The sequence below is a fragment of the Serratia sp. YC16 genome (assembly GCF_009707615.1).
GTDB lineage: Bacteria > Pseudomonadota > Gammaproteobacteria > Enterobacterales > Enterobacteriaceae > Serratia > Serratia surfactantfaciens.
Window position 1 is genome coordinate 518,908 of record NZ_WLYN01000002.1, and the last position, 21,473, is coordinate 540,380.

At 59.8% G+C, this 21,473-nt stretch carries 16 protein-coding genes; 8 read left to right on the forward strand and 8 right to left on the reverse strand.

All coding sequences use genetic code 11. From position 1 onward, the window contains the following. Positions 1 to 137: 137 nt before the first annotated feature. Together pncB and GKN89_RS09830 are read right to left on the reverse strand one after the other, a co-directional pair. Positions 138 to 1,343, reverse strand: a complete 1,206-nt coding sequence (gene pncB, locus GKN89_RS09825; RefSeq protein WP_154746876.1) for a nicotinate phosphoribosyltransferase — start codon at positions 1,341 to 1,343, stop codon at positions 138 to 140. Between the two features lie 255 nt (positions 1,344 to 1,598). Continuing rightward, the gene (locus GKN89_RS09830) at positions 1,599 to 3,299 is read right to left on the reverse strand and encodes a GGDEF domain-containing protein (protein WP_154746877.1); all 1,701 of its coding nucleotides are present in this window, start codon (positions 3,297 to 3,299) and stop codon (positions 1,599 to 1,601) included. 336 nt (positions 3,300 to 3,635) lie between these two features. On the opposite strand from GKN89_RS09830, the gene pepN reads away from it, so the two are divergent. Beyond that, positions 3,636 to 6,254, forward strand: coding sequence for an aminopeptidase N (pepN, locus tag GKN89_RS09835; RefSeq protein ID WP_019454522.1), 2,619 nt, complete (start codon positions 3,636 to 3,638; stop codon positions 6,252 to 6,254). 55 nt (positions 6,255 to 6,309) lie between these two features. Here pepN and ssuB read toward each other — a convergent pair whose 3' ends face one another. Genes ssuB through ssuE form a run of 5 tightly spaced genes read right to left on the reverse strand, consistent with a single transcriptional unit; the run spans position 6,310 to position 10,623 of the window. Then, positions 6,310 to 7,083, reverse strand: coding sequence for an aliphatic sulfonates ABC transporter ATP-binding protein (gene ssuB, locus GKN89_RS09840; protein WP_154746878.1), 774 nt, complete (start codon positions 7,081 to 7,083; stop codon positions 6,310 to 6,312). Then, complete coding sequence (gene ssuC, locus GKN89_RS09845) at positions 7,080 to 7,874, reverse strand: aliphatic sulfonate ABC transporter permease SsuC (protein ID WP_019454520.1); 795 nt, start codon at positions 7,872 to 7,874, stop codon at positions 7,080 to 7,082. Before ssuC ends, ssuB begins: the two co-directional genes overlap by 4 nt. 11 nt (positions 7,875 to 7,885) lie before the next feature. Then, on the reverse strand, positions 7,886 to 9,034 hold the full coding sequence (ssuD, locus tag GKN89_RS09850; RefSeq protein ID WP_154746879.1) for an FMNH2-dependent alkanesulfonate monooxygenase: 1,149 nt from the start codon (positions 9,032 to 9,034) through the stop codon (positions 7,886 to 7,888). Positions 9,035 to 9,054: 20 nt separating this feature from the next. After that, complete coding sequence (locus tag GKN89_RS09855; protein WP_019454518.1) at positions 9,055 to 10,020, reverse strand: sulfonate ABC transporter substrate-binding protein; 966 nt, start codon at positions 10,018 to 10,020, stop codon at positions 9,055 to 9,057. A gap of 24 nt (positions 10,021 to 10,044) precedes the next feature. Beyond that, positions 10,045 to 10,623 (reverse strand): NADPH-dependent FMN reductase, encoded by a 579-nt coding sequence (ssuE, locus tag GKN89_RS09860; protein WP_154746880.1) that lies wholly within the window; start codon positions 10,621 to 10,623, stop codon positions 10,045 to 10,047. A 258-nt stretch (positions 10,624 to 10,881) separates the two neighbouring features. Between ssuE and pyrD the strand changes: the two genes are divergently transcribed. Both pyrD and GKN89_RS09870 read left to right on the forward strand, forming a co-directional pair. Then, positions 10,882 to 11,892, forward strand: a complete 1,011-nt coding sequence (gene pyrD, locus GKN89_RS09865; protein ID WP_019454516.1) for a quinone-dependent dihydroorotate dehydrogenase — start codon at positions 10,882 to 10,884, stop codon at positions 11,890 to 11,892. 176 nt (positions 11,893 to 12,068) lie between these two features. Then, positions 12,069 to 12,617, forward strand: coding sequence for a cell division protein ZapC (locus tag GKN89_RS09870; RefSeq protein ID WP_004928171.1), 549 nt, complete (start codon positions 12,069 to 12,071; stop codon positions 12,615 to 12,617). A gap of 6 nt (positions 12,618 to 12,623) precedes the next feature. On the opposite strand, the gene GKN89_RS09875 is transcribed toward GKN89_RS09870, so the two are convergent. Next, the gene (locus GKN89_RS09875) at positions 12,624 to 13,727 is read right to left on the reverse strand and encodes a YcbX family protein (protein WP_197667435.1); all 1,104 of its coding nucleotides are present in this window, start codon (positions 13,725 to 13,727) and stop codon (positions 12,624 to 12,626) included. 103 nt (positions 13,728 to 13,830) lie between these two features. Here GKN89_RS09875 and rlmKL point away from each other — a divergent pair, with 103 nt between their 5' ends. The 5 genes from rlmKL (at position 13,831) to pqiC (ending at position 21,447) form a co-directional block, all read left to right on the forward strand. Next, positions 13,831 to 15,957, forward strand: a complete 2,127-nt coding sequence (gene rlmKL, locus GKN89_RS09880; RefSeq protein ID WP_154746881.1) for a bifunctional 23S rRNA (guanine(2069)-N(7))-methyltransferase RlmK/23S rRNA (guanine(2445)-N(2))-methyltransferase RlmL — start codon at positions 13,831 to 13,833, stop codon at positions 15,955 to 15,957. A 5-nt stretch (positions 15,958 to 15,962) separates the two neighbouring features. Continuing rightward, the gene (locus GKN89_RS09885) at positions 15,963 to 17,867 is read left to right on the forward strand and encodes an ABC transporter ATP-binding protein (RefSeq protein ID WP_046686785.1); all 1,905 of its coding nucleotides are present in this window, start codon (positions 15,963 to 15,965) and stop codon (positions 17,865 to 17,867) included. A gap of 73 nt (positions 17,868 to 17,940) precedes the next feature. Next, positions 17,941 to 19,257 (forward strand): membrane integrity-associated transporter subunit PqiA, encoded by a 1,317-nt coding sequence (gene pqiA / locus GKN89_RS09890; protein WP_019454512.1) that lies wholly within the window; start codon positions 17,941 to 17,943, stop codon positions 19,255 to 19,257. Beyond that, entirely contained in the window at positions 19,244 to 20,890 is a 1,647-nt protein-coding gene (gene pqiB, locus GKN89_RS09895) for an intermembrane transport protein PqiB (protein ID WP_019454511.1), read from the forward strand. The genes pqiA and pqiB overlap by 14 nt, the downstream gene beginning before the upstream one ends. Continuing rightward, positions 20,887 to 21,447, forward strand: coding sequence for a membrane integrity-associated transporter subunit PqiC (pqiC, locus tag GKN89_RS09900; RefSeq protein ID WP_019454510.1), 561 nt, complete (start codon positions 20,887 to 20,889; stop codon positions 21,445 to 21,447). Before pqiB ends, pqiC begins: the two co-directional genes overlap by 4 nt. Positions 21,448 to 21,473 lie beyond the last annotated feature (26 nt).

A 21,473-nucleotide genomic window follows, 5' to 3' on the forward strand; every position in this document is an offset into this window, starting at 1 on the left:
GCCGCGGTGCAGAGCACAAGCAGAAATCATCGGATTGGCGCAACATTTATCGCGGCTGGCTGAAAAGAGGGCGTTCGGAAATAAAAACAAAAAAGCCGGCGCGGAAACCGGGCCGGCTTTCTTTATATAAAGAAGGATCAGCTGGCCTTCTTCACCAGCGGCAGATCGAAGGCTTTGCGCAGGGCTCTGACGAACGCCTGATCCTGGCAGATGGTCTTGCCGGGGCTGTCGGAGAGCTTAGCCACCGGCTTGCCTTTGCACTCGACCAGTTTGATCACGATATTCAACGGCTTGACGCCCGGAATATCGCAGGTCAGGCGCGTGCCGATACCGAAGCCGAGATTGATGCGTTGATAGAAGTGGCGATAGAGCGCCAGCGCTTTTTCCAGATCCAGGTTGTCCGAGAACACCAGCGTTTTGCTCATCGGATCGATGCCCAGCTTCTGATAGTGGGCAATGGCTTTTTCACCCCACTCGACGGGATCGCCCGAATCGTGGCGCAGCCCCTGATAACGCTCGGCGAACTGCGGGCCGAAGTCGCGCAGGAAGGCGTCCATGGTGATGCAGTCGGTGAGCGCGATGCCCAGCTGGTCCGGGTATTCATCCAACCAGGCTTGCAATGCGGCGCGCTGGCTGTTGGCCAGCACCGGGCTTATCTGCTGATGCGCCTGGAACCACTCATGCGCCTGGGTACCGACCGGCGCCAGGCCGAGTTGGTGCGCCAAATCGTAATTGCTGGTGCCCGACAGGTAGGGGAACTCGGCCTGCAAGGTGCTGACGATGGCCTGCTGCACGCCCTGAGAGAAACGGCGACGGGTGCCGAAGTCCATCAGCTTGAAGCGCGAGAGATCCAGGTCGCCCGCCAGCGTTTTGAACTGCGCCAGTTTGGTTTGCAGGTGCGCCACCGCCTGTTCCGGCGTCGCCAGCGGAGAGCGCCGGCGGTGCACCACTTCGCTGATCACCGCCAGCAGCGGCACTTCCCACATGATCACTTCGCGCCATGGCCCGGCGATGCGGATTTGCAGCCTGCCGTCGCGGTTGTCGATAGACACCTGCTGCGGATCGTAGCGGAAGGTGCGCAGCCAGTTCAGGTAATCCTGGCGGAAAAAGGGCAGGCCCGAGAGGTAAGCGAACTCGGCATCGGTCAGCGCCAGCTGACTCATCAGCGCCACCTGTGCGCGGATCTCGTCGGCATATTCGCCCAGCAGTTCGTCGCCGCGGCAGCGGAATTCCGCCGCCACGCTGATCGCGGGATAGCGATGGAACACTGCTTGCTGCATATGAAGCTTGTAAGCGTCGGTATCAAGCAGTGATATCAAAATCGGGGAAGCGTATTGAGTCATAGCGCGTTACAGCATCCTCGTCAGGCGCGTGTCCAAATCCGGATAATCATAAAAGTGGGGGTGGAGTATACCCGGATTATCCTGTTATTGAAGCTGCATCACACCATAAATCACCAAAGCGGGTCGAGGATTAAACGTGCCTTTATGGCGGCCTGGCGGCGGCGGGGCGACAAAAAAGTCAGATATGCCTGTAAGGTGAATGACTTAGCCTAATTAGTCATAAAAATTATAATGTTAATTATTTTAAACAGCAAATCAGATAAACCCGGCCAGGGTATGCACGCTGACCCGATCCTTGCCGTTCTTTTTGCAGAAATAGAGCGCTTCGTCTGCCTGCTTGATCGCCGCCTGAAGCGCGCTGAACGCGCTGACCGGCGCAATGCCGCAACTGGTGGTGAAACGCACCTGCCGTCCGTCGGCCAGATTTAACGTCAGTCCATGGGTGCGCGCGCGCAACTGTTCCATGATGTCCCGCGCATTGTCCAACGAACAGCTGCCCAGCAGCACCGCGAACTCTTCACCGCCGTAGCGGCAGAAAATGTCGCTGGCGCGGAACGCGCGCTGCAACAAGTGGCCGAACTCCACCAGCACCCGATCTCCGACGTCGTGGCCATAGCAGTCGTTGAGCTGTTTGAAATTGTCGATATCGATCAGGCAAAAGGCCTGCGGATAACTGCCGGCACCCAATAGCTGACATTCGAGGAAGAATTTACGGCGGTTATAAATGTTGGTGAGCGGATCGAGGAAGGAAGAGGCCTCGAGCTCTTTAATCAGCAGCTGTTTCTCGCTCTCCAGCGAGACCTTGTCCAGCTGATATTGTCTGAGTTGCTGAATGGCGTCGCTGATGGCGATCAGCTCCCGGCTGTAGAAAGCCTCATTGCGATCGATATTCATCTCGCCGCGCGACAATCGCACGATATTGTTGTGGGTCTTGGTCAACCAGCGGTTGATGCTGGTGCAAAATACCAGCGCCGGCAAGATAAACAGCAGCACCACCAGACCGGCCAGCGCGATCATGCCGTAAATGGTGGTCTGGCTGTCATAAATTTTGTGACGCGAAGCGACGGTTTCCAGCTCGAAACTGCGTTGATACAGCGCCTGCGAAAGCCCGCTCAGCTCGTCGACATAATGCGAAATAAGCGCCGCGGGATAGGGTTTTTGGGTATTGATGGCGGTATACAGTCCATCGGTAATCTGCTTGAGGCGCTCGGCGGACACCTCGGTGAGCAATTGGTTGACGAGGTCGGTGGTTTGCACGTCGTCGTAGTTGATCTTCATGAAGATCAATCGGGTGCTCAGCGCGTTCAGTACGCCGGTCAGCTGGATGGACTTCAGGTAGGCGTCTTTGCGATCGAGCGGGCTGACATTGACGTCGATAATCTGATCGCTTAACTCCGTCAGTGACATATTCAGCCGATTGTTGAGGCGGATGGCCTCGAGAAACATAAAGGAATCGGTATCCACCATCCGGGTATCGTAGGTGTAGCGATAATAGCTCTTGCTGGTTTGCGAGATGTAATAGGCGCTGTTGATGTTGAACAGATTGGCGTTGGCGTTGTTGACCTGCGAAAGCTGCAGATTGTCGTTATCCAGTAGCTGTTCCAGCAGGCCGATCATCGACAGCGCGGCGATTTTTTGCCGCACCCCGAGCTGTTTGGCGACCGCATCGTTCAGGTGTTCGCGGATCCGGGCGATTTTCTCGCGCGCTGCCCGATCGGCGGCCAGACATTGCGCGCGGGTGATTTGCGGATCGATCAGGCTCAATCGCTTGAGGCGGTGGGCCTGCAGAGATGCCTGAAAGGCCTCGGAGATTTCTTTGGCGCGATCGATCTTATACAGGTTGAGCTGGTTATCACGGTATTCGGTATGGGCTTCGAGCAGCTCTTCGACAATGAACAGCGAGAAGGAGGTCATCAGGCACAGGGTGAAAAAATAGATTGCGTATTTAATCTTCATAATGCGAGCCATCCCTGAACCTGATTCAGCAATTATACCATCATGCCGCTGGCACCGCCTTAACTATGCCGGGGCGCACCAATGGTCTCTTTTTAGCATTTAATGCTGAGTTTTATTTAGCCGCTGGTCACCCACTCCTGCGCCCGGCGGGCGATTTATGACTTGCTTCTGATTTCTCTATCGCGAACGCCCGGCGACTCTGGGCTTTTCAGCCAGCTGTGATACAGTTTATTCACAATCAGGTCCGCCGGGCGCCGCAGGTGAATATACCGGCTGCGGCGCGGTTGAGAAGAGCGGCTTGGCTCCTATAACTCACTGAGACGTTTAAGGGTTTTTATGACACAACAGCCACAGGCAAAATATCGCCACGATTATCGCGCGCCCGATTACACCACGACCGATATCGACTTGGACTTCAGTCTGGACGCGGAAAACACGCGCGTGACCGCCGTCAGCAAAATCAAACGTCAGGGCGCGGCCGGCGCACCGTTGGTGCTGGATGGCGAGGATCTGACGCTGGTGAGCATTGAGGTCGACGGCCAACCGTGGGGCGCCTATCGTCAGCAGGATAACCAGCTGATCATCGAGGATTTGCCGGCACAATTCACTCTTACCATCGTCAACGATATTCATCCGGCGAAAAACACCGCGCTGGAAGGGCTGTACCTGTCCGGCGATGCGCTGTGCACGCAGTGCGAAGCCGAAGGCTTCCACCATATTACCTACTATCAGGATCGCCCGGACGTGCTGGCGCGTTTTACCACCCGCATCGTGGCCGACAAGGCGCGCTATCCGTTCCTGCTGTCCAACGGCAACCGCATCGGCCAGGGCGAATTGGCCGATGGCCGCCACTGGGTGCAATGGCAGGATCCGTTCCCGAAACCTTGTTACCTGTTTGCGCTGGTGGCGGGGGATTTCGACGTACTGCGCGACAGCTTTACCACCCGTTCCGGCCGTAAGGTGGCGCTGGAGCTGTTCGTCGATCGCGGCAACCTGGATCGCGCCGACTGGGCGATGACCTCGCTGAAGAACTCGATGAAGTGGGACGAGACCCGCTTCGGCCTGGAATACGATCTCGACATCTATATGATCGTGGCGGTCGACTTCTTCAATATGGGCGCGATGGAGAACAAAGGGTTAAATATCTTTAACTCTAAGTATGTGCTGGCCAAGGCGGAAACCGCCACCGACAAGGATTATCTGAACATCGAAGCGGTGATCGGCCATGAATACTTCCACAACTGGACCGGCAACCGCGTTACCTGCCGCGACTGGTTCCAGCTCAGCCTGAAAGAGGGGCTGACGGTGTTCCGCGATCAGGAGTTCAGTTCCGATCTGGGATCGCGGTCGGTCAACCGCATCGATAACGTGCGTGTGATGCGTGGCGCGCAGTTCGCCGAAGACGCCAGCCCGATGGCGCACGCCATTCGTCCGGACAAAGTGATCGAAATGAACAACTTCTACACCCTGACGGTGTATGAAAAGGGTTCCGAAGTGATCCGCATGATGCACACCCTGTTGGGAGAAGCGAATTTCCAGAAAGGGATGCAGCTCTATTTTGAGCGCCACGACGGCAGCGCCGCCACCTGCGACGACTTCGTGCAGGCGATGGAGGATGCATCCAACGTCGACCTGTCGCGCTTCCGCCGTTGGTATAGCCAGTCCGGTACGCCGCTGTTGACGGTGCGCGACGAGTACGACGCACAAACCCAACAATATCGCCTGCATGTCAGCCAGAAAACCGCGCCGACCGCCGATCAGCCGGAGAAGCTGCCGCTGCATATCCCGCTGGATATCGAATTGTACGACAGCGAAGGCAACGTCATTGCGCTGCAGAAGGGCGGTCTGCCGGTCAACAACGTGCTGAACGTCACCGAAGCGGAGCAGACTTTCGTGTTCGACGGCGTGGCGCACAAGCCGGTGCCGTCGCTGCTGCGCGAATTCTCCGCGCCGGTGAAGCTGGACTATCCGTACAGCGATCAGCAGCTGACCTTCCTGATGCAGCACGCGCGCAATGAATTTGCGCGTTGGGATGCGGCGCAGAGCCTGCTCGCGACCTATATCAAGCTGAACGTGGCGCGGCACCAGCAGAAACAGCCGTTGTCGCTGCCGCTGCATGTGGCCGACGCGTTCCGCGCGGTGTTGCTGGACGAGAAGTTGGATCCGGCGCTGGCGGCGCAGATCCTGACGCTGCCGTCGGAGAACGAGATCGCCGAGCTGTTCGCCACCATCGATCCGGAAGCGATCGCTGCAGTGCACGAAGCGATCGTTCGCTGCCTGGCGCGGGAACTGGCCGATGAGTGGCTGGCGGTGTACCACGCCAACAAGACCGACGGCTACCGCGTGGAGCACGCCGAGATCGCCAAACGCGCCTTGCGCAATGTTTGTCTGGGCTATCTCGCGTTTGGCGAAGATGCGGCGCTGGCGGATCAGCTGGTGAGCGAACAGTATCGTCAGGCGGATAACATGACCGACTCGCTGGCGGCGCTGTCCGCCGCGGTCGCGGCCCAGTTGCCGTGCCGCGATGCGCTGTTGGCGGCGTTCGACGAACGCTGGCATCAGGATGGTCTGGTGATGGACAAATGGTTCGTGCTGCAGGGCGGCAGCCCGTCGGCGGACGTGCTGAGCAAGGTGCGTGCGCTGCTGCAACACCGCTCGTTCAGCCTGAGCAACCCGAACCGCACTCGTTCATTGATCGGCGGTTTCGCTTCCGGCAACCCGGCTGCGTTCCACGCTGCGGACGGCAGCGGCTATCAGTTCCTGGCGGAGATCCTGAGCGATCTCAACCAGCGCAACCCGCAGATCGCCGCGCGTCTGATCGAACCGCTGATTCGCCTGAAGCGTTACGATGCCGGCCGCCAGGCGCTGATGCGTAAGGCGCTGGAACAGCTGAAAGGGTTGGAAAACCTGTCCGGCGATCTGTACGAGAAGATCAGCAAGGCGCTCGACGCCTGATTTTTTCGCGCTAGAGACATCAAGGGACGGCCTGGGCCGTCCCTTTTTCATTCATTCAATTCGCCGCCCGGCGCGCGGCGTCCGTCGCGGCAGGCGGCGATAGTACCCGTTCCAGCACTTCGGCCTCCAGTTCTGCCAGCCTGGTAGAGCCCTTGCGCCGCGGCCGCGGCAGATCGATGGCGAGATCCAGCCCGATATGCCCCTCTTCGATCAGGATGACCCGATCCGCCAGCGCGATGGCTTCGCTGACGTCGTGCGTGACCAGCAGTACGGTAAAACCGTGCTGTTGCCACAGCGTCTCTATCAGACCTTGCATCTCGATGCGCGTCAGGGCATCCAGCGCTCCGAGCGGTTCATCCAGCAGCAGCAGGCGGGGGCGGTGGATCAGCGCGCGCGCCAGGGCGACCCGCTGCTTTTGTCCGCCGGACAGCGCCGCCGGCCAGTCGCCGGCGCGATCCGCCAAACCGACCGCGGCCAGCGCCTCCAGCGCCGCGTCGCGCCAGTGGCCGCGCAGCCCCAGCCCCACGTTGTCGATCACCGTTTTCCATGGCAGCAGGCGTGCATCCTGAAACATCAGCCGGGTATCCTCTTTGGCGGCGGCGAGTGGCGCGTTGCCGCTGAGCAAAGCGCCGCTGCTGGCCTGTTCTAGGCCGGCCAACAGGCGCAGCAACGTGCTCTTGCCGCAGCCGCTGCGGCCGACCACCGCCACGAACTGCCCGGCGGAAATGCGCAGCTGAATATTGTCCAGCACCGTGCGGTTGCCGTAACGTTTGCCGATGGACTCCAGCGTCACCGGCGTGCCTTGCGCAAGGCGAGCGGGAAGGGTCATAGCGCTTCTCCCTGTTTCAGTTGATAGGCCGGATGCCAGCGTAGCCAAACCCGTTCCAGCAGTTGCGCACCCACGTCCGCCAGCTTGCCGAGCAGGGCGTACAGCACGATCGCCACCACCACCACGTCGGTTTGCAGGAATTCACGGGCGTTCATCGCCAGATAACCGATGCCTGAGTTGGCCGAGATGGTTTCGGCGACGATCAGCGTCAGCCACATGAAGCCGAGGGCGAAACGCACGCCGACCATGATCGACGGCAGTGCGCCCGGCAGCACCACCTGCGTGAACAAGCGGAAGCCGCTCAGGCCATAGCTGCGCGCCATCTCCAGCAGGCCGCGATCGATGTTTTTGATGCCGTGATAGGTATTGAGATAGATAGGAAACAGCGTGCCGAGCGCCACCAGAAAGATCTTGGCGGATTCATCGATGCCGAACCACAGGATCACCAGCGGGATCAGCGCCAGATGCGGCACGTTGCGGATCATTTGCACCGAGCTGTCCAGCAGACGTTCACCCCAGCGCGACAGGCCGGTAATAAAACCGAGGGTAAGCCCGATGCCGCCGCCGATGGCAAAGCCTAACAACGCGCGCTGGCTGCTGATGCTCAGATGCTGCCACAGTTCGCCGCTTTTGCTCAGGCTCCAGAAGGCGGTCAGTACTGCGCTCGGCGCCGGCAAAATGCGGTTGGACAGCCAGCCGGTTTCGACGGCGATTTGCCAGATGATCACCAGCGCCAGCGGCAGCGCCCAAGGGGCCAGCCGGTACAGGATGCGTTGTGCGTTATTTGCCATCGGGGCGCTCCTCAACTCTGCGACACTTTTTGCGGAACATAAATGTTGGCTACCACTTCGCCCTGTGGACGCACCGGCTGAAGACGCGCGGGCGTTTCCTCCTGCGCCAGATCGAGGTGTGGGAACAGCAGTTCGCCGACGCGGTAGGCCTCTTCCAGATGCGGATAGCCGGAGAGAATGAAGGTGTCGATGCCCAGATCGGCATATTCCTGCATGCGCGCCGCGACCGTCGGGCCGTCGCCCACCAGCGCGGTGCCGGCACCGCCGCGCACCAGGCCGATGCCGGCCCACAGGTTCGGGCTGATCTCCAGGTTATCTTTCTTGCCGCCGTGCAGCGCCGCCATGCGCCGTTGGCCGACGGAGTCGAAGCGCGCAAAAGCCTGCTGTGCATTGGCGATGGTTTCTTCATCAAGGTGAGCGATTAGCCGATCGGCAGCGCGCCAGGCCTCTTCGGTGGTTTCCCGCACGATGACATGCAGGCGGATGCCAAAGCGTACCTGGCGGCCTTTCGCCGCCGCCTTGACGCGAACTTCTTCGATCTTCTCTTTGACCTGCGCCGGCGGCTCTCCCCAGGTGAGGTACAGTTCTACCTGTTCGGCGGCCAGATCCTGCGCGGCGGCGGAAGATCCGCCAAAATAGAGCGGTGGGCGCGGTTGCTGCACCGGTGGGAACAGCAGTTTGGCGCCTTTCACCTGAATATGCTTGCCGTGGAAATCGACGGTTTCACCTTCCAGCACCCGGCGCCAGATATGAGTGAACTCGGTCGAGGCTTCGTAACGTTCTTCATGGCTGAGGTGCAATCCCTCTGCCGCCAGCTCTTCCGGATCGCCGCCGGTAACCAGATTGAACAGCGCGCGCCCGTTGGACAGGCGATCCAGCGTTGCCGCCTGGCGCGCCGCCAGCGTAGGGGAGATGATGCCCGGCCGCAGCGCGACCAAAAACTTCAGCCGCTGAGTGACCGGGATCAGCGAGGCGGCCACCAGCCAGGAGTCTTCGCACGAGCGGCCGGTAGGGATCAACACCCCACCGAATCCCAGCCGATCCGCCGCCTGGGCGATCTGCTGCAAATAGCCGTGATCGACGCTGCGTGCGCCCTGTGCGCTGCCGAGGTAGTGGCCGTCGCCGTGGGTGGGTAAAAACCAGAAAACGTTCAGGCTCATCGTCAATGTTCTCCCATTATTTATTGTGCGCTTGGGCGCCAGATGCGTTGCGAGATATCGACCTTCACCGGCACCAGTCGGTTGGCGTAAAACAGGTCGGCGGTTTGTTGCTGTGCGGCGATGGTATGCGCATCGAGCGGTGTGATGGCGGTCGGTGGGCGGTGATCCAGATAGCTGGCGATCACCGGCTCCGGCAGCCCCATGGCGTTGGCCAGCAGGGTCACGCTTTGCGCCCGGTCGCTGCGGGTCAGCGCATCGGCCTGGGTCAGCACCGTCAAGACCTGGCTGATAAAGGCGCCATTAGCTTCGACATACGGCCGCGCCGCCAAATAGAAGGAACCGGTCTGATTCAGATCGGTGCCGTCGCCGAGCACCCGGACGCCGCCCTGCAGCAGCGCGGCGGAATAATAAGGATCCCAAATAGCCCAGGCATCGACATTGCCCTGTTGGAAGGCGGCGCGCGCATCGGCGGGCGTCAGGTAAGCGGGCTGGATGTCGGTAAATTTCAAGCCGGCCTTTTGCAGCGATCGCAGCAGCAGGTTGTGCGAGCTGGATCCTTTCTGGAAGGCGACCTTATGGCCTTTCAGATCGGCGACGGTTTTGATCGGGCTGTTTTCCGGCACCAGGATCACTTCCGCTTTGGGTTTAGGTGGCTCAACGCCGACATACAGCAGGTCCGCCCCCGCGGCCTGCGCGAAGATCGGCGGAATATCGCCGGTGCTGCCCAGATCGATGCTGCCGACGTTCAGGGCTTCCAGCATCTGTGGGCCGGCGGGAAACTCGATCCAGCTGATGCGGGTGGCGGGGAAACGCTCCTCCAGCAGCCGGTGGCTTTTCGCCAGCACCAGGCTGACCGATCCTTTCTGGTAACCGATGCGGAATTGCGCCGGATCCTGCGCGGCGGCGGCGTTGGCCCAGACCAGCGACAGCAGGCCGGTGAAGGCGGCTGCGTTCAGCCAACGGCGCAAAGCGATGCGTTGTTTCATTCAGGCTCTCCTTTTCCAGGCGTTTCAGGCCGTCTGGCGCGTCGCCAGCGGTGAGGCGATGCGCAGCGCAGGCGGTTTGCGGCGGCCAAGCGCCAGGTAGAAGCTGGCCAGCGCCTCTTCCAGCCGGGCGGCGACGGCGTCGGTGAGCGTGGCGCTTTCACCGGTCAGTTGGATCTGGCTGTCGTCGGCGAACACGCCGTGCAACACCTCTTGCGCTTTCAGTGCCGCCAGCACCGGCTTCAGCGCATAGTCCACCGCCAACATGTGGCCGATCGAACCGCCGGTCGCCAGCGGCAGCACCACCTTATGATCCAGTGCGCGCTCCGGCAGCAGATCCAGCAGGGTTTTCAGCGCGCCGGAGAACGACGCCTTATAAACCGGCGTGGAGATCAGCAGGCCGTCGGCCTGCGCCAACTGGTCGGCAAAGGCCTTGATCGCCGGGCTGTTGAAGTTGGCGTACAGCAGATCTTCGGCATCGAAGTCGTGCAGGGTATAAGCCGTCACCTCCACGCCTTGCTGCCGCAGCCAGTTCTGACTCAGCGAGAGCAGTGCGGCGGAACGTGATGGGATGCGTGGGCTACCGGCCAGTGATATAACGCGCATTGCCACTCCTTATAACTAAAAGTTAGGTTTAATTAGAAAATCAATAGGAAGTGTTTTAAACCTACCAGCAACTGGGCGCGTTTTTTAAATCTCATTTTTTGATTTGGATATGCGCAAAAGCGGATTGGCGCCGATTTGGCGGCGAAGAGAGAAAACGATTGCGTAAAAACGGCTTTTTTTGCCTTTAATCAATTCCAATTGGGCGGGGGATACCGGATAATACGCCCCCGGTTTGCAACCGGGAAATCAGGAGAGTCCATGTACTACCCCCTCATCAGGAAAGCGTTGTTCCAGCTCGATCCGGAGCGCGCGCACGAAGTGACCTTTCGTCAGCTCAGCCGTATTACCGGCACCCCATTAGCGTTTCTTGTCCGCCAGTCCGTGCCGACCAAACCGGTCAGCTGCATGGGGCTGTCGTTTAAAAATCCGTTGGGATTGGCCGCCGGTCTGGATAAAAACGGCGAATGCATCGATGCGTTCGGCGCGATGGGCTTCGGCCATGTGGAAGTCGGCACCGTGACGCCGCGTCCGCAGCCGGGCAACGACAAGCCGCGCTTGTTCCGCGTAGTTGAGGCGGAAGGCCTGATCAACCGCATGGGGTTCAATAACCATGGCGTGGACAATCTGGTTGAAAACGTTAAGAAATCCCATTTTGGCGGCATTCTTGGGATCAATATCGGCAAGAATAAAGACACTCCGGTCGAGCAGGGTAAAGACGATTATTTGATCTGCATGGATAAAGTTTATCCGTATGCCGGTTATATCGCGATCAACATCTCTTCACCGAATACGCCGGGGTTACGATCCTTACAGTATGGCGAAGCGCTGGACGATCTTTTGGCGGCGATTAAAAATAAGCAGCAGGAATTACATGCGCGCCATCACAAATATGTGCCGGTGGCGGTAAAGATCGCGCCGGATCTTTCAGAGGAAGAATTGATCCAAATTGCCGATAGCCTGGTACGGCATAATATCGATGGCGTGATCGCCACCAATACCACCTTGGATCGAAAATTGATCCAGGGATTGAATTACTGCGAGCAAGCGGGCGGGTTAAGCGGGCGTCCGTTGCAATCACGCAGCACCGAGGTGATTCGTCGTCTCTCCACCGAACTGCAAGGGCGCCTGCCGATTATCGGCGTGGGCGGCATCGATTCGCTGACGGCGGCGCGCGAAAAAATGGAGGCCGGCGCGAGCCTGCTGCAAATTTATTCCGGATTTATCTATCACGGCCCGCGTTTGATTAAAGATATCGTTACCCATATCTAATATTTTTCCTCTCATTTTATTCCGGGGGTTTATTTCTGCCCCCGGCTCGTCTATATTTTGTTCGTTAGCATAAATATCGTTCGCGGAATTATCCGATGTTTAAGCTATTTTATCGATGATAAAATCGCCTTTTAGGGTGAGTGCGGCGTTGGCGTAGGCAGCGAGAAGGATACGAAATGAAGATAAAACCTGACGATAATTGGCGTTGGTATTTTGATGCCGAACACGATCGGCTAATGTTGGATTTAGCTAATGGTATGATCTTTCGTTCACGTTTCCCGGCCAAAATGTTAACGCCGGACGCCTTCGATGAATGCGCTTTTTGCGTGGATGACGCCGCCCTTTATTTCACCTATGAAGAACAGTGCAAACAGGTCAAGCTCAGCCATGAGCAGCGCGCCGAGCTGGTGCTGAATGCGCTGGTCGCCTACCGTTTCCTGAAACCGCTGATGCCGAAAAGCTGGCATTTCTCGCAGCAGCACTATCCGTTGCAGCCGAAAAACGGCGAACTGGCGGCGGTGAAAGTGATGGAAAGCGGCGCGGAAGCGCGCCTGCTGGTGGTAGAGGCCGGGGATAACGCCAGCCTGTGCCTGCTGGCGCAAAATCAGCTGACGGTGGCCGGCCGCACCATGGTTTTGGGCGACGCCATCAAGGTGATGCACGATCGGCTGAAACCCTGCGCGCAGGATGAAAGCGCCGCCCCGGCTTACGACAGGGCGGTGTAAGGCGGATTACGCCAGGGTTAAATCGCTTTTCGGGATGCAGCTGCAGCACAGGATGGTGCCGTTGTCGCCCAACGCGCTTTTCTTCAGGGGCGCGACCTCACCGCTCACCAACGTAATGCGGCAGCTGCCGCAAATCCCGGCGCGGCAGGAGTAAGGCACGCGAATGCCTTGCTGCTCCAGCTGTTCGAGCAGGATCTGCTGATTGTTGCCGGTAAATACCTTTCCTTCATAGTCGATAGTGACGTTGTGCGCGCTGTCTTGCGGCGCCTGCACGCTCTCCACCACTTTGCCGGCGCCATACGGGCGCGGCGGTTTGGTCGACAATACTTCCACCGTATCGCCCACGCGAATGATGCCGCTGTTGCGCGCGATCATATTCTGGCCGAAATCGATATCGCCGTTGTCGGCTGTGCGGAATTTTTGCAGCGTGCTCAGCGGTTCGCCGCTCGGATGCTTGCGGCCGCGTTCGGTACTGACGGTAGTCAGCACGCAGCGGCTGCAGGGTTTCACCAGATCGAACATCACGTCGCCGACGCGGATCACCTGCCAGCCGTCTTCGGCCCATGCGGTTGCGCCGCTCACCACCAGGTTGGGGCGAAACTGCTCCAGCTTGATGCTGCCGGGGCAGCGCTGCTGCAGATCGTTGAACGAGGCCTGGTTAATCAGCAGATAAGGGTAGCCATCGGCAAACGTCAGCGGAATCTCAGGGTGCTTCTTCACCCGGCGGGTCAACTCCGGCCCCAGCCAGCGCAGCTGCACGTCGCGCTGGAAATAGCCGCTCAGCCAGCGGTTGATCTCATCCGGCGCGATCAGCGCGGTGAAATGGTTGCCCCACACCTCGGTCGGCTGCGGCGCGGCGGCGAAGTCGCTGAAGCGAATGGCGGCGCTTTCGCCGTCCGGCGCGGTCAGGAACAGTCCGTCCGGCAACAGCGCCGGCGTGAACAACACCATCTGCGGGTATTGGCGCGCGGTAATAAAGGTGCCGTCCGGCTCGGTGATCATAAAGTTGCGGTCGAAAGCCAGGCCGCTGCTGCCGACCTGGGCGTAAGAAAGCTGCAGACCGCGCAATGATTTAACCGGATGGACGTAGAGTCTGGAAAGCGTAATCACCCTTATCTCCGTGCGATGATTAAATAGAAGGGAGCAACTTTATGACAAGCGGTGCGGATTAGCTATAATGCGCAACAATTTTCTTTTTGGTGATAAGCACGATATGAACTCTCTGTTTGCCAGCACGGCGCGTGGATTGGAAGAACTGTTAAAAAGCGAGCTGGAAGCGCTTGGCGCTCACGACTGCAAAGTGGTGCAGGGTGGGGTACATTTTCAGGGTGACGATCGTCTTCTGTACCAAAGCCTGCTCTGGAGCCGCCTGGCTTCGCGCATTCTGTTGCCGCTGAACGAATTCCGCGTGCACAGCGACCTGGATCTGTACCTCGGGGTGCAGGCGATCGACTGGCCGAGCATTTTTGGCGTGGATAAAACCTTTGCCGTGCATTTCAGCGGCGTTAACGAAGAGATCCGCAACAGCCAGTATGGCGCGCTGAAGGTGAAAGACGCCATCGTCGACAGCTTCACCCGTAAACTGGACCAACGCCCGACGGTCGCCAAGCAGCAGCCGGATATTCGCGTTAACGTGTTCCTGCAGCGCGATATGGCCAGCGTGGCGCTCGATCTGAGCGGTGAAGGCCTGCATCAGCGCGGTTACCGCGATCTTACCGGCCAGGCGCCGCTGAAGGAAAACCTGGCGGCCGCCATCGTGCTGCGTTCCGGCTGGCAGCCGGGTACGCCGATGCTCGATCCGATGTGTGGCTCCGGCACGCTCTTGATCGAAGCGGCGATGATCGCCGCCGATCGCGCGCCGGGCCTGCATCGCCAACACTGGGGCTTCAGCGCTTGGAACGGCCACAACGCCGAACTGTGGCGTGAAGTCACCACCGAAGCGCAGGTGCGCGCACGCCGTGGCCTGCAGGAAACCCCCTCTCGCTTCTTCGGCTCCGATATCGATCGTCGGGTGATTGAAATGGCGCGCGGCAACGCCCGCCGCGCCGGCGTCGCCGAGCTGATCACCTTCAACGTCGGTGACGTGGCGCGCTTGACCAATCCGCTGCCGGAAGGCCCGCACGGCACCGTGATCAGCAACCCGCCGTACGGCGAACGTCTGGAAAGCGAACCGGCATTGATCGCGCTGCACAACATGCTGGGTCGCGTGATGAAAAGCGCCTTTGGCGGCTGGCAGCTGTCATTGTTCAGCGCTTCGCCGGAGCTGTTGAGCTGCCTGCAGCTGCGCGCCGAGCGCCAGTTCAAGGCGAAGAACGGCCCGCTGGAGTGCGTGCAGAAAAACTATCAGCTGGCGGCAAACCCGGCCGGCGCCGCTACCGGCGGCGTGCAGGTGGCGGAAGATTTCGCCAACCGTCTGCGCAAGAACCTGAAGAAGCTCGACAAGTGGGCGAAGCAGCAAGGCATTGAATGCTACCGCTTGTACGACGCCGATCTGCCAGAATACAACGTTGCGGTGGATCGCTACGGCAGCAAGGTGGTCGTGCAGGAGTATGCGCCGCCGAAAACCGTCGATGCGCAAAAAGCGCGTCAGCGCCTGTTCGATGTGATCAACGCGACGTTGGCGGTGCTGGAACTGCCGTCGAATCAGCTGATCCTGAAAACCCGCGAGCGGCAGAAGGGTAAAAACCAGTACGAGAAACTGGCGCAAAAGGGCGAGTTCCTGTTGGTGGAAGAGTATAACGCCAAGCTGTGGGTCAACCTGACCGACTATCTCGATACCGGCCTGTTCCTCGATCACCGCATCGCGCGCCGCATGCTGGGCGAGATGAGCAACGGCAAAGACTTCCTCAACCTGTTTGCCTATACCGGCACCGCCAGCGTGCACGCCGGGCTGGGCGGCGCGCGCAGCACCACCACGGTGGACATGTCGCGCACCTATCTGGAATGGGCGGAGAAGAACCTGCGCGCCAACGGCCTGACCGGCCGCCAGCATCGGCTGATCCAGGCCGACTGCCTGTCTTGGCTGAGCAACGCCGACGAACAGTTCGACGTGATCTTCATCGATCCGCCGACGTTCTCTAACTCCAAGCGGATGGAGAACACCTTTGACGTGCAGCGCGATCATCTGGCGCTGATGAAAGATTTGAAACGGTTGCTGCGCCGCAACGGGACCATCATGTTCTCGAACAACAAGCGCGGTTTCCAAATGGATATGGCAGGGCTGAGCGCGTTGGGTCTGGAGGCGAAAGAGATCACCGCCAAGACGCTGTCGCAGGATTTTGCCCGTAACCGTCAGATCCACAACTGCTGGCTGGTGACTCACGCCGGCGAAGGAAAATAATTACTATGTCGTTAATCAGCATGTCCGGCGCCTGGCTCTCTTTCAGCGATGCGCCGCTTTTAGACAACACCGAAATTCATATCGAAGACAACGAGCGCGTGTGTCTGGTCGGGCGTAACGGCGCCGGTAAATCCACGCTGCTGAAGATCCTCGGCAAAGAGATCCCGCTGGACGACGGCCGGGTGATCTACGAACAGGATCTGATCGTGGCGCGCTTGCAACAGGATCCGCCGCGCAATATCGGCGGCAGCGTGTTCGATTTCGTGGCGGAAGGCGTCGCGGAGCAGGCGGAACACCTGAAGGCGTATCACGCGATCTCGCACCTGGTGGAAAGCGACCCGAGCGAGAAAAACCTGGCGCGCATGGCGCAAATCATGGAGATCCTCGATCACCAGGGGCTGTGGCAGCTCGACAGCCGCATCAGCGAAGTGCTGCTGCAGCTGGGGCTGAACGGCGACGCCGAACTGTCTTCGCTGTCCGGCGGCTGGCTGCGTAAAGCGGCGCTGGGCCGCGCGCTGGTGAGCTCACCGCGCGTGCTGCTGCTCGACGAACCGACCAACCACCTGGATATCGAAACCATCGACTGGCTGGAAGGCTTCCTGAAAGAGTTCGACGGCAGCATCGTCTTCATCTCGCACGACCGTTCGTTTATCCGCAACATGGCGACGCGCATCGTCGATCTGGATCGCGGCAAGCTGGTCTCCTGGCCGGGCAACTACGATCTGTATCTGCAGAGCAAAGAAGAAGCGCTGCGGGTGGAAGAGCTGCAAAACGCCGAGTTCGACCGCAAGCTGGCGCAGGAAGAGGTCTGGATCCGTCAGGGTATCAAGGCGCGCCGTACCCGCAACGAAGGCCGCGTGCGCGCGCTGAAGGCGCTGCGCGTCGAGCGTTCAGAGCGTCGTGAAGTGATGGGCACCGCCAAGATGCAGGTGGAAGAGGCGACCCGCTCCGGCAAAATCGTGTTCGAGCTGGAAGACGTCAATTATCAGGTCGGCGAGAAAGTGCTGGTGCGTGGTTTCTCCGCCCAGGTGCAACGCGGCGACAAGATTGCGCTGGTGGGGCCTAACGGCTGCGGTAAAACCACGCTGCTGAAACTGATGCTCGGTCAACTGAAAGCCGACAGCGGCCGCGTGCACTGCGGCACCAAGCTGGAAGTGGCTTATTTCGACCAGCACCGCGCCGATCTCGATCCGGAGCGCACGGTGATGGACAACCTGGCGGAAGGCAAGCAGGAAGTGATGGTCAACGGTCGCCCTCGTCACGTCTTGGGTTATCTGCAGGACTTCCTGTTCCACCCGAAACGCGCGATGACGCCGGTGAAGGCGTTGTCGGGCGGTGAGCGTAACCGTCTGCTGTTGGCTAAGCTGTTTCTGAAACCGAGCAATCTGCTGATCCTCGATGAACCAACCAACGATCTCGACGTCGAAACGCTGGAGCTGCTGGAAGAGCTGATCGACGGCTATCAGGGCACCGTGTTGCTGGTCAGTCACGATCGTCAGTTCGTCGACAACTCGGTGACCGAGTGTTGGATCTTCGAAGGCAATGGCGTGATCAACGCCTTCGTCGGCGGCTACTACGATGCGCATCACCAGCGCGCCACGGCGAAACCGATTCGCCAGGCGGCGCCGAGCGCGAGCAAACCGGCGGCGGAGAAGAAGGCCGAACAGCCGAAGAAGGCGGCGGCCAAACTGAGCTACAACCTGCTGCGCGAACTGGAACAGCTGCCGCAGCGGCTCGAACAGCTGGAGGCGGAAATCGAAGCGCTGCAGGCGCAGATGAGCGACGCCGACTTCTTCACGCGGCCGCACAGCGAAACGCAAGAGGTGCTGACTGCGCTGGCTAACGCCGAGCAGGCGCTGGAGCAGGCCTTCGCCCGCTGGGAAGAGCTGGAAGCGATGAAAAACGGCTGACCGTTGCGATACCGCCCGCGCGCTGCTGCGGGCGGTATCGACGTGCCGGTGAGCAACGTTATTGAGGAGGAATATGGTGTGTTCCCACAACAATCATCAGCAGCATAGTCATTCCGCACCGGCGGCGCAGCAGCAGGATAACCTGATACTGTGCCCGCAATGCGACATGCTGGTGGCGCTGCCGCCGCTGGCCTATGGCAGCAAAGCGGTATGCCCGCGCTGCAAAACCACGCTCAGCGCCCGCTGGGACGAGCCGCGCAAGCGGCCGATCGGTTACGCGCTCAGCGCGTTGTTCATGTTGGTGTTGGCCAACATCTTCCCGTTTATCAACATGCGCGTCGCCGGCCTCGGCAACGAGATCCGGCTGATTCAAATTCCGGAAGTCATGGTGGCGGAAGACTACGCCAGCATGGCCACGCTGTTTATGGTGTTCGTGCAGCTGATCCCGGCATTCTGCATGGTGGCGATCATCCTGCTGTGCGCCAAAGTGCGACTGCCGCTGGGGCTTAAAGAGTGGATGGCCAGGGTGCTGTTCCAGTTCAAGACCTGGTGCATGGTGGAGATTTTCCTCGCCGGGGTGCTGGTCAGCTTCGTCAAGCTGATGGCCTATGGCGATATCGGCATAGGCAGCAGCTTCGTGCCGTATTGCCTGTTCTGTCTGCTGCAGGTTCGCGCCTTCCAGTGCGTAGATCGGCGCTGGCTGTGGCAGGACATCGAGCCGGCGCCGCGTCTCGATCGCCCGCTGACGGTGGGACGCACCGGCATGCGCCAGGGCGTGCGCTCCTGCGCCTGCTGCACGGCGATCTTGCCGGCCAGTCAGGTGCGCTGCCCGCGCTGCCACACCAAGGGCTACGTGCGTCGCCGCCACAGCCTGCAATGGACGCTGGCGCTGCTCGTAACCTCCATCATGCTGTATATTCCGGCCAACCTGATGCCGATCATGGTGACCGAGGCGCTGGGCAACAAGATGAACTCCACCATCATGGCGGGGGTGATCCTGCTGTGGGGAGACGGTTCTTACCCGGTGGCGATGGTGATTTTCATCGCCAGTATCATGGTGCCGTCGCTGAAAATGCTGGCGATCGGCTGGCTGTGCTGGGACGCCAACGGCAGGAAGAAGCCGCGCGCCGACAGCGAGCGCATGCATCTGATTTATGAAGTGGTCGAATTCGTTGGCCGCTGGTCAATGATCGACGTGTTTGTGATCGCCGTATTGTCGGCGCTGGTGCGAATGGGGCAGTTGATGAGCATTTATCCCGCGACGGGCGCCGTGCTGTTCGCGCTGGTGGTGATCCTCACCATGTTCGCCGCCATGACATTTGATCCCCGGCTGACCTGGGATCGCGCAAGTGAAACAATCAACAAGGAGCCGCAAGGTGACGGAAAATAATCATAGCGTCGCGGACGTTGAGAAGATCAAACGCTGGTCGCCGGTGTGGATCATTCCCATCGTGACCGCGCTGATCGGCGCCTGGATCCTGTTTTACCACTTCAGCCATCAGGGTCCGGTGGTGACGCTGGTCACTACGACGGCGGAAGGACTGGAAGCAGGTAAAACCAAAATCAAAAGCCGCAGCGTTGACGTCGGCGTGGTGGAAACCGTCACGCTGAGCGATGACCTGAGCAAGGTGATGGTGCAGGCGCGCCTTAATTCCGGCATGGAGAAATTGCTGCGCCAGGACTCTGCCTTTTGGGTGGTGAAGCCGCAGATCGGCCGTGAAGGCGTCTCCGGCTTGGGTACGCTGCTCTCCGGCGCCTATATCGAACTGCAGCCGGGCAGCAAGGGTAAAGACGGCAAAGACAATTATCAGCTGCTCGATGCGCCGCCGCTGGCATCCCCGGACGCCAAAGGGCTGCGCATCGTGCTGGACAGCGAAAAATCGGGCCAGCTTAACGCCGGCGATCCGGTGCTGTTCCGCGGCTATCGCGTCGGGTCGGTGGAGACCAGTTACTTCGATCCTAAAGAGCGCGCCATGCGCTATCAGCTGTTCATCACCGCGCCTTATGACCAACTGGTCACCACCAACGTGCGCTTCTGGAAAGACAGCGGCGTGGCGTTCGACATGTCGGCGCAGGGCATGCGGGTGGAGATGGGGTCGTTGACCACGCTGTTCAGCGGCGGCGTCAGCTTCGATGTGCCGGACGGCTGGGATCGCGGTGAGCAGGCGAAAGAGAAGGCGGAATACCAGCTGTTCGACAACCAGCGCAGCACGCAGGATTCGCTGTATACCGTGCATAAAGACTACCTGCTGTTCTTCTCCGATTCGGTACGCGGCCTGCAGCCGGGCGCGCCGGTCGAGTTCCGTGGCATCCGTTTGGGTACGGTGGCGCAGGTGCCGTTCTATAAAGAGGGCATGGCGCAGCGTCTGGATAACGATTACCGCATTCCGGTGCTGATCCGTATCGAGCCGGATCGTTTCCAGAAACAGCTGGGCGGCAACTTCGATATCGAAGGGCACTTGAAAGACGCCGAGTCCCGCGGCATGCGCGCTTCGATGAAGTCCGCCAACCTGTTGACCGGTTCGCTGTATATCGATCTCGACTTCTATCCGCAGGAGAAGGCGTGGAAAGGGCCGCGTGAGGTCTTCGGTTATCCACTGATGCCGACTACCAGCGGCGGGCTGGCGCAGATCCAGCAGAAGCTGATGCAGACACTGGACAAGATCAACGCGATGCCGATCAATCCGATGATCAACGAAGCGACCAAAACGCTGGCGGAAAGCCAGAAAACCATGAAGTCGACGCAGCAGACCATGAAGTCGCTGAACGACATCATCGCCAGCAAAGAGATGCAGGCGCTGCCGCAGGATATGCAGAAAACGCTGCTGGAGCTGAACCGCAGCATGAAAGGGTTCCAGCCTGGCTCACCGGCTTACAACAAGATGGTGGGCGACATGCAGCGCCTCGACCAGGTGTTGCGTGAGCTGCAGCCGGTGCTGCGCACCCTGAATGAGAAGAGCAACGCGCTGGTGTTTGAAGCCGCCGGCAGCAATGACCCTCAGCCGAAGAAGGCCACTAAATGATGAAATGGATCCCGGTAGCCCTGGCGCTGTTGCTCAGCGCCTGCAGCAGTTCACCACAGAAGACCTACTATCAGTTGCCGGCGCTGGGCGCGCCGGCGGCGGTCAGCAGCAGCGGCGCCTCCACGCGCCAGCTGTGGCTGGAGCACGTGAGCGTGGCGGATTATCTGGCGCAGAGCGGCGTGGTGTATCAGACCAACGACGTCCAGTATGTGATAGCACAAAATAACCTGTGGGCCAGCCCGCTCGACCAGCAGCTGCAGCAAACGCTGGTCACCAACCTGAGCAGCGCGCTGCCGGGCTGGGTGGTCTCTTCGCAGCCGATGAGCAGCGATCAGGATGTGCTGAACGTGACCATCAGCGGTTTCCACGGCCGCTTTGACGGTAAAGCGATCATTCGCGGCGAGTGGGTGCTGAACCGCCAGGGGCGTTTGATCAAACGGCCGTTCAGCCTGGAGCTGAAACAGGGTGAGGACGGTTATGACGCCCTGGTGCGCACCCTGGCGCAGGGCTGGCAGCAGGAGGCTCAGGCTATCGCAACACAGATGGGCGGCATTTAGTCATAATTTGGTCTAAAATCATCTAA

Excerpts from the sequence above, each read along its gene's own strand:
- pncB (WP_154746876.1), bottom strand. The coding sequence starts at position 1,343 with ATGACTCAATACGCTTCCCCGATTTTGATATCACTGCTTGATACCGAC.
- GKN89_RS09830 (WP_154746877.1), bottom strand. The coding sequence starts at position 3,299 with ATGAAGATTAAATACGCAATCTATTTTTTCACCCTGTGCCTGATGACC.
- rlmKL (WP_154746881.1), top strand. The coding sequence starts at position 13,831 with ATGAACTCTCTGTTTGCCAGCACGGCGCGTGGATTGGAAGAACTGTTA.
- GKN89_RS09885 (WP_046686785.1), top strand. The coding sequence starts at position 15,963 with ATGTCGTTAATCAGCATGTCCGGCGCCTGGCTCTCTTTCAGCGATGCG.
- ssuD (WP_154746879.1), bottom strand. The coding sequence starts at position 9,034 with ATGAGCCTGAACGTTTTCTGGTTTTTACCCACCCACGGCGACGGCCAC.
- GKN89_RS09870 (WP_004928171.1), top strand. The coding sequence starts at position 12,069 with ATGAAGATAAAACCTGACGATAATTGGCGTTGGTATTTTGATGCCGAA.
- ssuB (WP_154746878.1), bottom strand. The coding sequence starts at position 7,083 with ATGACCCTTCCCGCTCGCCTTGCGCAAGGCACGCCGGTGACGCTGGAG.
- GKN89_RS09855 (WP_019454518.1), bottom strand. The coding sequence starts at position 10,020 with ATGAAACAACGCATCGCTTTGCGCCGTTGGCTGAACGCAGCCGCCTTC.
- pepN (WP_019454522.1), top strand. The coding sequence starts at position 3,636 with ATGACACAACAGCCACAGGCAAAATATCGCCACGATTATCGCGCGCCC.
- ssuC (WP_019454520.1), bottom strand. The coding sequence starts at position 7,874 with ATGGCAAATAACGCACAACGCATCCTGTACCGGCTGGCCCCTTGGGCG.
- pyrD (WP_019454516.1), top strand. The coding sequence starts at position 10,882 with ATGTACTACCCCCTCATCAGGAAAGCGTTGTTCCAGCTCGATCCGGAG.
- pqiA (WP_019454512.1), top strand. The coding sequence starts at position 17,941 with ATGGTGTGTTCCCACAACAATCATCAGCAGCATAGTCATTCCGCACCG.
- ssuE (WP_154746880.1), bottom strand. The coding sequence starts at position 10,623 with ATGCGCGTTATATCACTGGCCGGTAGCCCACGCATCCCATCACGTTCC.
- pqiC (WP_019454510.1), top strand. The coding sequence starts at position 20,887 with ATGATGAAATGGATCCCGGTAGCCCTGGCGCTGTTGCTCAGCGCCTGC.